8 protein-coding genes and 3 pseudogenes are annotated in these 12,423 nt (G+C 50.5%); 5 read left to right on the top strand and 6 right to left on the bottom strand.

The features are described from left to right. Positions 1 to 26: 26 nt before the first annotated feature. Both WMP97_RS00210 and WMP97_RS00205 read right to left on the bottom strand, forming a co-directional pair. Positions 27 to 743, bottom strand: coding sequence for a 6-carboxyhexanoate--CoA ligase (locus WMP97_RS00210; protein WP_340439582.1), 717 nt, complete (start codon positions 741 to 743; stop codon positions 27 to 29). A 721-nt stretch (positions 744 to 1,464) separates the two neighbouring features. Beyond that, positions 1,465 to 1,890 (bottom strand): hypothetical protein, encoded by a 426-nt coding sequence (locus WMP97_RS00205; protein ID WP_239208990.1) that lies wholly within the window; start codon positions 1,888 to 1,890, stop codon positions 1,465 to 1,467. A 272-nt stretch (positions 1,891 to 2,162) separates the two neighbouring features. Here WMP97_RS00205 and WMP97_RS00200 point away from each other — a divergent pair. Further along, positions 2,163 to 3,389: pseudogene (locus WMP97_RS00200) on the top strand (IS3 family transposase). 173 nt (positions 3,390 to 3,562) lie between these two features. Here the strand turns inward: WMP97_RS00200 and WMP97_RS00195 are convergent. Next, positions 3,563 to 4,246, bottom strand: a complete 684-nt coding sequence (locus WMP97_RS00195) for a hypothetical protein (protein ID WP_340439581.1) — start codon at positions 4,244 to 4,246, stop codon at positions 3,563 to 3,565. A gap of 1,280 nt (positions 4,247 to 5,526) precedes the next feature. Here WMP97_RS00195 and WMP97_RS00190 point away from each other — a divergent pair. From WMP97_RS00190 to wecC, 3 genes and pseudogenes are all read left to right on the top strand, one after another. Next, positions 5,527 to 5,685: pseudogene (locus tag WMP97_RS00190) on the top strand (integrase core domain-containing protein); the annotation flags it as partial. 420 nt (positions 5,686 to 6,105) lie between these two features. Further along, the gene (locus tag WMP97_RS00185; RefSeq protein WP_239208986.1) at positions 6,106 to 6,612 is read left to right on the top strand and encodes a hypothetical protein; all 507 of its coding nucleotides are present in this window, start codon (positions 6,106 to 6,108) and stop codon (positions 6,610 to 6,612) included. 366 nt (positions 6,613 to 6,978) lie between these two features. Further along, positions 6,979 to 8,235: a UDP-N-acetyl-D-mannosamine dehydrogenase gene (gene wecC, locus WMP97_RS00180; protein ID WP_340439580.1), complete on the top strand. Its 1,257-nt coding sequence runs from the start codon at positions 6,979 to 6,981 to the stop codon at positions 8,233 to 8,235. A 123-nt stretch (positions 8,236 to 8,358) separates the two neighbouring features. Here the strand turns inward: wecC and WMP97_RS00175 are convergent. Then, positions 8,359 to 9,576: pseudogene (locus tag WMP97_RS00175) on the bottom strand (IS3 family transposase). A gap of 300 nt (positions 9,577 to 9,876) precedes the next feature. Here WMP97_RS00175 and WMP97_RS11790 point away from each other — a divergent pair. Further along, positions 9,877 to 10,458 carry a YqiA/YcfP family alpha/beta fold hydrolase gene (locus tag WMP97_RS11790; protein WP_445293072.1) on the top strand — a complete coding sequence of 194 codons (582 nt, stop codon included), beginning with the start codon at positions 9,877 to 9,879 and terminating at the stop codon, positions 10,456 to 10,458. Positions 10,459 to 10,795: 337 nt separating this feature from the next. Here WMP97_RS11790 and WMP97_RS00170 read toward each other — a convergent pair whose 3' ends face one another. Further along, positions 10,796 to 11,602, bottom strand: coding sequence for an ABC transporter ATP-binding protein (locus WMP97_RS00170; protein WP_239208804.1), 807 nt, complete (start codon positions 11,600 to 11,602; stop codon positions 10,796 to 10,798). 22 nt (positions 11,603 to 11,624) lie between these two features. After that, positions 11,625 to 12,332, bottom strand: a complete 708-nt coding sequence (locus WMP97_RS00165) for an ABC transporter permease (RefSeq protein WP_239208806.1) — start codon at positions 12,330 to 12,332, stop codon at positions 11,625 to 11,627. Positions 12,333 to 12,423 lie beyond the last annotated feature (91 nt).

Below are 12,423 nucleotides of genomic sequence, written 5' to 3'. Positions count from 1 at the left end.
CTGTACGGCCTGTTCAAGGCTAGGGTTCATGCTATCGAGTTCACTTCTACTAGGACGGGTTGGCTTTCCAGATACTCAATGAGCGCTAAGACATCAGCTCCCGGCCGGATAATAAAAGCGCGCCCTCCAGCCCGCGAGCCAGGTTCTTTGATGTGCGGCACCCGATGATATGTGCCAGCCACACAAACATAGCCCGTGGTGTAGGCGGGGTCATCGGAGATGCACAGTTCCGCGAGAATATCTGGGTGCGCAGCAACTTTACTGGCAAGAATAACTGCCTCGAGAGCCGCGTTTTTACCCACGCTTTCCGTGGAAAAGGCCAACTTAGCACCGATATGGCTTACGCGTATCCCCCTTTGCAGATCGGGTTCAAGACGGTCGGCTTGGGCGGCGTCGATAAGCATGGCACCGCGCATATCGCGGACCTCAAAGGTTGTTTCAATGATGCGTTCCACATGTGGGGTATGACCGCGCAACAAATCCCGTATAACCGTGTGCGCGTGCTCCGGAGATTTCACGTCCAGGTTTTTAATGCTCACCTGGGGTACTCGCCAAATCTCTTCTTCCTTTAAGGCTTCTACCGTGATGGTTGTGTTTTCCGCGCTGCCTTTGGGGTGGTTAAGAGCGCGTTGCGCCAGGGCCGCACACGTCGCAGCCACGTCATTGGCGCTTACGATATCCTCCGCACCGGAGATGTGCTGGCCCGCTGTGTTTGCGCGCATACGCACAGAGTAGTAGTCCATGTGCAGATAGTACCGAAGAGTTGAACACCGTTCAGGAGATTTGTGAGTCTACTTCTTCAGCGCAGCAGGCACACCCTGCTCGACATCAAGCGCCGTCAGGTTAAGAAGATAAATACTTGGAGTGCCCCCTACCGCGTTCCGTTCGAGTAGAGAAAATCCAGACCAGTTGATGGCACCGGTACTGGGGACCACCCCGCGCTCCCGTAGCGAGCAACAGCGGATTAGGCGGCCGAGAGAAAGCCGCCCCCATTGTTCAGATGACCTGTCTGTCGGTTTCTACGCTAAAAGCCTGCGACCCGAACGCTTATTGTTAAAACACGGGTTTTGACAATAAGGCTGCCGCCAAAGACTCCTAATTTTCAAAATCGGAGATGCGACGAAGCCACTAAGAAAAATGCCGAACGCGGTCGGTGGGAGCTTGCAGGGTCAAATTCACACCATGCGCTCGAGTTTGAACCACCGGCCGCAAAGCTCGGCGGAAACACGAATGCCCTAAGCCACATGAGAGATCGGGCGCTATGACTCGATTACCAGGTTCGCGGCTTCACACCGCTACACCGGCGTGTACTTATTGCTCCGCCTAATCACAAGGAGATTCCCCTTGGAACAACATCCGTATAAGTTGGTTGTCCCCTAAAGGAGTAGTCCCCCATACTGAAGGAAATACAGCCTGATCTTGGAAATGTTTAACGGGCTTCGGCCTCTGGTTAAGTTGCCAGGCCTATTCTTCCTTTTCCCTTTTTCTAGCTTGTCTGCGCTCGCGTCTACGAGCACGCTTTGCCTTGCGGATGTCGACGACCCACTTCGGAACAAAAGGCCACGGAAGCGGAATCCCGACCGCTCCCGTCATTCCAATGAGCCCGATGCCGAGAGCTGCCATTCCCGCAAACATCAGCACGGTTGTGACAAATTCGGGAGGGTTCATCCCCTGTGTCAACCCTATTACACCCAAAGCGCCAAAAATTAGCGAACCGTAAGGATAGACGAAAAGGACGCCATCACTTGCCGCACCTTCCACATCGCCTGAGTCGTACCACTCTTCCGATCTGGGTTCCCTCCGCTCACACCTGATGTAGTACGTCCAGTAGAGCACCATAACTAGCACTGCCCCGGCGCAAAAGAGAAAATAGCCAGTATCCCCGTCCATTGAATAGACCTCCCGTGGCTGCCGGTTGCGGTATGCAAAATGCTACCAGTGTCTGCTGGGGTAAGGCATCAGGCGAAAGCGAAATATGGATGCGCACAAGCACCCGGACCAAGGACATTTAATAAGACTAGGAATTCATGATGCTTGTAGTCTTGTGACCTTTTGTCCTCTTTCCTTTAGCGTCTCCGCCTTCCACAGCATTCACGCCACGCGGACGCACCTGAAGCGTCCTGGGTTTAGTTCCTACCTCAGGTAAGGAAGGATTAGGCACTATGCCCAGAAAGTATTCCGTCGAGTTTAAGGAGAAGGCGGTCCATCAGATCATCGAAATGGTCCGCTTGAAGTCCTGCTCACTACAGCGCGCCTACGAACAGGTCGGCGAGCTCCTCGGCGTATCACGCCACACATTGCGGGCGTGGTACCGCGACAGCGCCTGTACACGAGACGGACGCAAAGCGCCGGATCACGAAACAATGGAAGAAGAACTCAAGCGTCTGCGCCGAGAGAACCGGGAGCTGAAACGAGCAAATGGGATTCTCAAGACTGCTTCAGCCTTTTTCGCGGCGGAACTCGACCGCCCCACGACCAAATGAGCTCCTATATCGACGCGTATAAAGATCAGTTTGGGGTCGAGGCCATCTGCCGTGTCCTTCGACAAGCAGATCGTGGATTCATCACCTCACGCGGCTACCGGAAAGCCACCACACGTGTTCCCAGCGCAAGGGCGTTAAGCGATAGCCTGCTCATCCCAGAGATTCGACGTGTACACGCGGAGAATTTTTCGGTCTACGGTTTCCGAAAAATGTGGCACGCTATGAACCGCGAAGGCTTTCATATTGGCTGCGATAAGACTGCCCGGTTGATGAAGCTCGCAGGTGTTTCCGGCCGCAGACGTGGACGACACCCGGTAACAATGGTAAGCCCAAAGTCGCCCGATTGTCGCCCGGACCTGGTGCAGCGAAACTTTCGTGCGCAGGCACCAGGCAGGCTTTGGGTTGCCGACATTACCTACGTTCGCACTTCGTCGGGGTTCGCCTACACCGCATTTGTAGTTGATGTCTTCAGTCGGAAAATTGTTGGTGTTGCCACGCGCTCTGCACTGCGCACTGATGCGCTGCCGATAGAGGCTTTAGAGCACGCTTTAACCACTGCTGGAAGAATCCATGACAACCAGTTGATTCACCATAGTGATCGGGGCAGCCAGTACGTGTCGTTGAAGTATTCTACGGCTTTATCTGAGTCCGGAATTCGCCCGAGTGTGGGAACAGTCGGCGACTCCTATGACAACGCATTGGCGGAGACAGTCAACGGACTCTACAAAACTGAACTCATCTACCCCCAAGGCCCGTGGACGTCAGTGGGAGAAGTTGAGTTGGCGACCTTGCGGTGGGTGCATTGGTGGAACACCAAGCGCCTTCACGAAGCATTGGACTACGCCACCCCACAAGAGGTATGAAGCCGAGTACTATCTCACGCAGCCCGTCAACACGGGGCCGTAAAAGAAGCGGAACTAAACCCAGGACGCTTCATCAGCTTCTCGCTGACCTCGTTGCCCCTCAACGGGTCATAATTCTTCTTAGGGGACACCGTAGTCATTATCGGTGAAACTCCTTTCAAATCAGAGCCTCCTCCACTCCACTGGTACTGCCCAATGTAAATTGGACGAATTAGATCAATCCTCGATTTTACGGCGCAGAATTGGGCAAATAGCATCGGCTACTTCCTTGCCAAACGTCCTATGCCCTAAATCGTTAAAGTGGACATGGTCATAGAAAAACCGCTCATTATTCTCCCGTGGCATGCTCTGGTAATTCCAGAAAAAATCCACCCTACCTTTGGCCGCAGCTTTTCTTGCATCTTCCTTCACCGCATCATATCGATGTAAGCTCGCATCGTATTCTTGCCGGCTCGAATATCTCTTTTGCAAAAACTTACTTTTCGACCACTCGCCGCACCTTACAGGCGCAGACAGAACGGCTCCTGGAATGTCGTAAGCCGACATAGTCTCAAAAATGACTCTCCACAGAAGGTCTCGGTCGCGGCCAATTTCCGGATACGCAAATGCACCCGTCTTACGAACACCTGGGGTTAACGGATCAACGAAGCGATGACTTGACCAATAGGTTGCAGTATCCAGTTCCAGCTTCGCGTCCGCTCCGGGTGCAATTACAAACAGCCCTGCTAAGCTGCCGGAGTAAGGTGGTATCGTCGCCAAAAGACTTAAGGCAAGGTGTAAAAGAGTCGCACCTGATTTACCACCGTTCAGCACCCGAAATGATCCGGGCGCGCGGACCTCCAACTCATCCTCAACGACATCGGGCCAGCGTTGTCCCTCGGGTGCGTATAGAGACTCCACTACGCTGTCTCCGAGGAAGACAATTGGCCTTCTACTGTCAAGACCGGATGGCCCCGATAAGATGAAACCTGCCGCATCAGTGGTGACTGACGTCGCTCCTGGGAGAAGTGATCCGTCACCATGCCGGGTGTACGTTTCGGGAATTGTTACCCGCCTACGCATTTCACCCGGCCACCTTTTTAACCTAATATTTCGCGGAACACCCTTGTTTGGGTTGACAGTAGGATCTATGTCCTCTAGGCGCACTCTCCTCTCCCGTTGGGCGTTAGGGGTAGCGCAAGGCACTTTATTGCGTACAGGCGTTCGATCCCCACGATTCTGAGAGTTTTGGAAGCCAGCCTGCCTTATTGCCTCCTCAGCCCCAACGCCAGGGTCTCTTAGAGCAGACAGAATACTCAGCAATTTGTCACGAGGTATTGGGACTTCGCCGTCGCCGTCAAAATCCAACCGCTCTGCCAAGTCCAGGTCATTGCCACGCTGTTTTACAAACACAGAGTGGTTAGTTTCAAGGCACTTCGCGTCACCGCTATTTTGATACATAACCGGATAAAAAGGCGCGTTCAGGTCGATAGTTTCCCAGAGATTCTTCGCATAGCTGTCCCTGACCCTGAGGTAAGGAGTTCTACCCTTGACCTTGTGCGCACGATTTACGTACTCAGCTAGTTCCAGATGCGGCTTGTCGGAAAACCCTAAACGCGCATTTATCGTCCCCAGAAAAATGCTGACCGAAATTCATTGCAGCATATCCGCCATCAGACTCACCGTAGAAGATAGTTCGATCTCCTTCAAGGTAATCGACGCTACGCCTAAGAACAGGTAAAAGAGACCGCTTCAGTGGACCGGTAACTCGATTCCCTAAGTACCATCCCACTCGTAGTTCTCGGTCGACCACCACGGTCGGATCCGAAATTGCAATCAAATTGACGCCTGCCAATTCCGATAGTTCCAGACCTAAAAAGCTAGGATACGTGCTCCTCCCAGGCACAGAGCCCTGGAAAGCGACGAGCGTGGTTTCAGATTTGCGGTCAACCAACATCAAATCTAGAGTTGTGGCGTTTAGCTGAATTGTGTGGAAACCGTCATGGTCCAGTTCCCTACAAAACTCCTCGGGATCTGAGTACTGAATTCCCGGTGACCAACGCTTGATATCTCTGATTCGCACAGCATTCATTTTAGCTTTGCGACAATTGACATACCCCCATCGCCCGTACAACAGTCTTAGAATAGCGCCTAGTCTCTATCTCGAATGTCTTAAATCAGAGGCGATAGTTGCCAATTTCCCCCAAGGCCCGTGGACGTCAGTGGGAGAAGTTGAGTTGGCGACTTTGTGGTGGGTGCATTGGTGGAACACCGAGCGCCTTCACGAAGCATTGGACTACGCCACTCCGCAGGAAGTGGAAATCGAGTACTCTCTGACCCAGCCCGTCAGTACGGGGTAGTAAAAGAACCGGAACTAACCCTAGGACGCTTCAATATGGCCTTTAAAAAGGTGCTGTAGCATTTTCCCCATGAGGAAACGAGACACATCCAAGTGGGGGGTCGGCAAACTGTACCCATCTCCTACTTTTTGGTCGAGAAATGAGGCAACTGACGGCCTACATACCATCCAAATTGGAAATCAACTCCTAGATCTCCTAATCAGAGATCGCGGTTCGAGCACCACAGTGGTTACATTCCAACATCGAGTATCCGTCCGAACATCTTTTCCTACGCTTGTAGGCGAAAAGTTTACAGGCGAGGCGGGAGTTAACCTGATTGCAGTAGCAGATCCAAGTGTCAGCTTGGATCATGAGGTTTCTCTTGGTTGGTACCTAGGCAACCGAGCCCTCGGACACCTTAAGCCAATCCTCCACCCCATTTTGAGCGAGGCAATCGAAGCGGTTCATCCCAAGCGCTTAATTTTCTTTGGCAATTCCGGGGGCGGGTACGCAGCCATGAATTATGCCGCTGATTTTCCAAACTCTATCGCCTTAACCGTGAATCCCCGCCTCAATCTGAGCCAAGGCCAAGATCAAGACTGGGCGACTTACATGACTAAATGTCATGGAGCTGTCGGAAGAACTCCATACCAGAGAATCAGCTCCGAGTATGGTATAAATCTCGCCGACGTAATACCAAGTTCGGCCCAATTCTATGCAGCTATGTACCACAATACTGGAGACTCTGAATTTCTCGAGAAAAACCATGCGCCGTTTGTAAAATCTCGTACTAGCGACCTTAATATAGCTGAGCGTCTCGATTTCGATGGTAACGGGCATGTGCCAATACCTAGAGACAAACTTATTGAAATCGTCCGAAAGCTTGCAAACCCTTCAGTACCTCAGCCAGAAGCCATGAAGGCGGCTGGGTTTATACGCCCCTATTAGTTTCACTTCCCACGTTAAAGGCTAAAACACACCTGCAGGGCGACCGTAGGTTCTAAACAAGGTGCGTGCGCGTTTTTCGACTCACCGCTGACAGCAATTCACTTTTAATGCCCTCAAAACCCACTTGATTCGATGCGCACACACTTAATCTCTATTCCCACATTCAATTTCCAATACGCTTTTCGAGTCATACAAGAAGAAAGAATGAAACAGTTAATAGAAAAAATCAGAATAGCTGCATCGATCAGACTGACGTCACGAGAGCCTAAGCAAAGAGCGCAGATAGTCTGCAGATAGTCTGCAGATAGTCTTACGTATAATCTTTCTCACCGGAATTCTACGCGGACTAGACGAATAGAGGACAAAATGAGTTCAACTACACACGTGGCCTTTTTAGGCCTTGGATATATTGGCCTGCCAACAGCAGTCGTCATGGCAAATGCGGGCCTAAAGGTTACAGGCGTAGATGTGAACGCCCCTAATGTAGAAAAAATTAACCGTGGCGAAGTCACCATAATCGAACCAGGCTTGGAAGAAGAATTGCGGAATGCGCTCTCAACTGGAAATTTCAAAGCCACCACGGAGCAAGTACATGCCGATGCCTACATCGTGGCAGTACCAACCCCTTTCACAAAGGGGCATGATATTGATATGAAATTCATCTACTCGGCCGCGGAAGCAATAGCTCCGCAACTTGAGGGAAATGAATTGATCGTATTGGAATCGACTTCCCCTCCTCTGACCACCCAAAAGATGGCGTCTAGAATTCTCGAGCTTCGCCCAGACTTACGGGCCGACAAAGAGGGTGTCGCCGCTAACGAGAAAACTCTCTACTTTGCACACTGCCCCGAACGAATTCTTCCCGGTCAAGCTATAGAGGAGCTAAAGTCGAATGACCGGATTATTGGTGGGCAATCTAAAGAAGCTACACGCCGTGCGACCGAAATCTATGCGAGCTTCTGTAGAGGTCAGCTGCTAGCCACGGATGACGTAACTGCTGAGATGGCTAAGCTCACCGAGAATTCATTCAGAGACGTCAATATCGCATTTGCCAATGAGCTATCCGTAATTTCCGACCGCCTCGGTATTAACGTATGGGAGTTAATTAACCTCGCCAACCACCACCCACGAGTTAACATTCTTCAACCGGGCCCCGGCGTTGGCGGACATTGCATTGCAGTAGATCCTTGGTTTATCGTTTCCGCCGCACCAGAAGAATCACAGCTCATCCACACCGCCAGGAACGTCAATGATGGGAAGCCTAAATGGGTTCTCGGGAAAGTGATGGAGGCTGCCCAAAAATCCGCCAATAATGTTATTGCAGTTCTTGGACTTGCCTTCAAGGCTAATATCGACGATCTACGAGAATCTCCGTCGGTGGATATCGCCACAGCGATTGCCGCAGAATTGCCTGAAAAGCAAGTACTAGTTGTGGAGCCTAACATCCAAGAACTCCCAACTGGCTTGGCCAACAAGGAAAACGTGAAGCTATCCAGCGCTAAAGAAGCGATCGAAGCAGCGGAAGTTATCACCCTTTTGGTAGACCATGATGAGTTCAAATCTATTAATCCGTCGCTTCTAAAAGGAAAGACCATCATCGATACTAAAGGACTCTGGAAATAAAAATGGAGCTAAAATCCTCAAAGCCGATGAGACCTACTTAAGTGATCAAATCTATCGATGGTAGGGCAAGTCACTCCTAGGGTTGCCCGCAATTCGTGGACACGTAGTAGAGCTACCTAGTGGTTAGGCGGCTATTTCTTTTCTGCTAGTGGTTAGGCCAATGTTTTTCTCAAAGTCGACGGGGCTTGCCATCCCGAGTGTGGAGTGCCGGCGCCGGCGGTTGTAGACGACTTCAATCCAGTAGGCAACGGCCTTGCGTGCGGCATTACGGGTCGCCCAGCGCTTTCGGTCGTAGAATTCGGTTTTAAACGTCGACCAGAATGGCTCGGCCATCGCGTTATCGAAGCACACGCCGGTGCGCCCTACGGACTGAGCAATGCCCAGGTTGCGGCAAGCTTCCCAAAGCTTCTCGCTGGTAAATTGGGTTCCGCGGTCAGCGTGAAACACTAGCCCGTCAGGCACGTCACCGCGTAGTGTATGCGCCATCCGTAGGGCCCGTTCGACCAGGTATGTATCTTGAACGCTATCCATAGCCCAGCCCAGTACCCTGCGGGAATGACCATCGCGGACTGCGCACAAGTACAACCAGCCTTCACCGGTGCGCAGGTAGGTAATATCCGACATCCACACTCGGTTGAGCTCACCAGTATCAAACATGCGCTTGACCAGGTCAGGAAGCGTGGACTTACGCTTGGCTTGAATCGTCGTTACGGGAACAAATGCCCTGGGTGAAATGCCCTCAATACTCATTATCCGTATCCGTTTAGCCACAGTCTTACGGTTAAGCACAATATGGTAGCGCTCGATAAGTTCTGCGGTAATCCGCGGAGCACCATAAACCTCATCGGAGTCCGACCAAATCTGATGAATCTTACGGTCAACATCATCGTAAAAAGCTGCACGATTATCTTCACCGGATAGCCGCTTCTGCTGCGTATGGGACCATTTGTAGTATCCAGACCGAGACACTTTTAATAGCCGTGCCATACGTTTGATGCTGAAGTTCGCCTTGCTCTGGCCGCATTAATTCGAACTTTTCTGTTCGCGTTGCTTGGCAGCGAAGAAGGCTGTCGCTTTTGACAAAAACTCGTTATCCATCTTGGCTTCTGCCAGTTCACGGCGCAGACGAGCATTCTCAGCACGAAGATCCGCCTCGCTTAGCCCATCTGATGTTCCTCGACGTTCGCGCTCATTTTTTACCCACCGGCCTAAAAGCCCAGCGGAAACACCAATCTCCTTAGCCACATGAGCGATTGGGCGCTGCGACTCGATTACCAGGTTTGCGGCTTCACGCCGGTACTCCGGCGTGTACTTCTTGCGCTGTTGATTCACAATGAACATCCTCTCCTACGGACACAAGATCCGTACTAATAGGGTGTCCACTACTTGAGGGTAATCTCACTCCAGTATTTACGTACGCGCATGTTTACTATTAAGGTGTTTACTTAGATTACGAGCCTTTCTAAAGGTAGCTTGACCGTCGCAATATTCACGATCAGGAAAGTCCGACTAGACGGATTCCTCTCTTACACCGCTTGCGTCCATGCTCGCGAAGAATTAGCTCTCCATTGACCGAGAAATATCCTAAGTTTCATCACACCGCTCACTGCGAGCTTCCCACAACCCAAGAATCGGAGTCGAATGCGAGTTAGAGACACTCATCGCTGGGGAATTGGAAAACTGTACCCTTCCAAACGAGAGTTTTTGGACAGTTCTGTATCCAGTGGATTGCACACAATTCAAGCCGGAAATCTACATCTAGATATTTTGGTAAGAAATCGCGGTTCTAGCACTACTCTGATCTTCTTTCACGCTTCTGTCACGAAATCCAGCACATTTCCAGTCCTTGTGGGAGATGGGCTGGCAGAAGCGGCTAACGCGAACCTCATCTCGATTTCCGGTCCGACCCTAGCGTACACCGACAAGCTCCGCTTAGGTTGGTACATCGGAGTAAAGCCCCTTGGTTCATTTCCGAACTATGCGAAATCTCTGTTTCACCATGCGGTCGAGAGTCTTAACACGAAACGCCTAATTTTAGCTGGTTCTTCGGGAGGTGGCTATGCTGCTGTGAACTTTAGCCGATTTTTCTCCGATGCAGCAGTTCTCTGCATCAATCCCAGATTGAATCTAGCGACCCGCCCCACACCAAATTTGGGAGAATTCTTAGTTCACGCGTATAGAGCCTCAGGTCGAACCCAAATCTCTAGGCTCAAAGCAACTTAAGTGCAAGAAAACGCGGCCGATTTTTATCCTAAAGCTCCAACGAATCATATAGGCATTCTTCAAAATGCGGGCGATACAGACTACTACGAGGGGCAATTTATCCCTTTCTGTCAGGCACTCAGCCCCGATCCGAAACTCTGGACCAGGACTGATGCCATTGGAGATGGGCATGTTCCCTACCCAAAGCAAATTCTGCACAAAGTAGTCCAAAACTTAGCCGACTTGAAATACACCGTCGCAGAGGCCTACCAAAGATCAGGATTCCAAAACCATGGAGACTGATTTGCTACTTTAGAGACAATAAAACGATATTGGCTGAACTTGTTTCAGAAATTCGCTATCTTCTGTTGAGCAACCTCGCGGCTTCGCTTTCAAAAACTACAGCCGGCTCCACGTATTGCGCTCTATTGTAGTCAACAATCTGCTGCGCCCTTTCAAACCTTTTCTGGGTAATACACTCACCCCATTTGGCGTATTCTGGGGAAATCTCGCTGAGTAGCCCCTCCATAACGATCCTTCCGTCATGGAGCCAGATTGCCTGCTTACAGGTTCTCCGCAAGGTTTTCGCACTATGGGACACCATGAAGACTGTGCCGGCATTGTCAAGCAGTTCAGACATGCGCTTTTTAGCTGTGTCGGCAAAGGTAGCATCTCCGGTTCCCAAAGCCTCGTCAACCATAAGAATTTCCGGGTTCCTAGATGTAGCGATAGCGAACGTCAAGCGGGCCGACATACCAGAAGAATATGTATTCATCGGTCGAATCAAAGCTTCTTCTTCAAGGCTTGATATCTTCTTTACTTCCGAAACATACGCGGGCAAAGCATCCTTCGAAATCCCCATGGCTAGCAAACCAAGCTTAATATTTTCCATTCCTGTCAGTTTCGGCTGCAAAGCAGCCGATACGCCCAGAAGCGACGGTGTGCCGCCCACTAGCACTTCACCAGAAGTCGGAGTCTCAATTCCCGCCAACATTCGAAGCAATGTTGACTTTCCTGATCCATTTTTTCCAAGAATTCCTATTGCTTGCCTCTTCTCCGTGGCAAAGCTGACTCCCTTGACCGCATGAACTGAGCGCTTTTTTGAAGGAAGTAGCCCCTCGAGTCGCCTACCTTCATTTACTGGCACCCGATAGATCTTATTCAAGTTCCTTGCGACTACCGAATATTCAGCGGACATTGGAATACCTCGCTTCTGCCCGCCAAAAGAAAATAATCCCAATAGCTAACATGCCAAAAGCACTTGCGAACATATATGCCCAAACTTTTAGCGATGGTAATTCGGAATAGAGCACCACACCTCGTGCAGACTGTAAGAAATAAAAGGCTGGATTGAGCTCCAAAATAGCTTGCGCTGTGGCGTTAGATGTAAAACGATCAATCGAAAAGAATACACCCGAAGTATAGAACCAGGCCCGCGACACGAAAGTCAGAATAGCTTTCAGATCAGGAATAAACGCAGTTATACGAGCCACGACTAAGGAAAGTCCACAAGAGAAAACGTGCATCAAAACAAAAATAGGAATGACCAAAAACGCACTAGGCTTTAAGACATCAGGATATTGGAAGACAAGACCAAAAAATATAGCTACTAACGCCGGAACGATATTCTGTAAAAAATTTTTAGTCGTCAGAGAAAATGCAAGAGCCGCTCTGGGGAATTTGAAAGAGGAAACTAGACCCTTCGACGACTGAATCAATCCCGCGCCTCCGTTAAGGCCTTGGCTCATGAAACCGAAAAAGACAAGACCAATAATCAAATATCCAATGAAATTATCAATGCCCCGGGAGGTCTTGAGTAAAAGCCCGAAAATGACTCCGTACATCGCAGAGTTAAGCAAGGGACTGAGGACGTTCCATGCACGCCCAAGAATCATGTCTCGATTATTGGTTGACGACTTTCCTTTAGCCTCTTCCCAAATAAAGTGTCGTCTATTCCATAAGTTCTCCAGGTAGTCCTTCAATGGA

The sequence above is a fragment of the Corynebacterium sp. KPL4072 genome, assembly GCF_037908395.1.
Lineage (GTDB): Bacteria > Actinomycetota > Actinomycetes > Mycobacteriales > Mycobacteriaceae > Corynebacterium > Corynebacterium kefirresidentii.
This window is presented reverse-complemented; position numbering and strand designations above follow the sequence as displayed.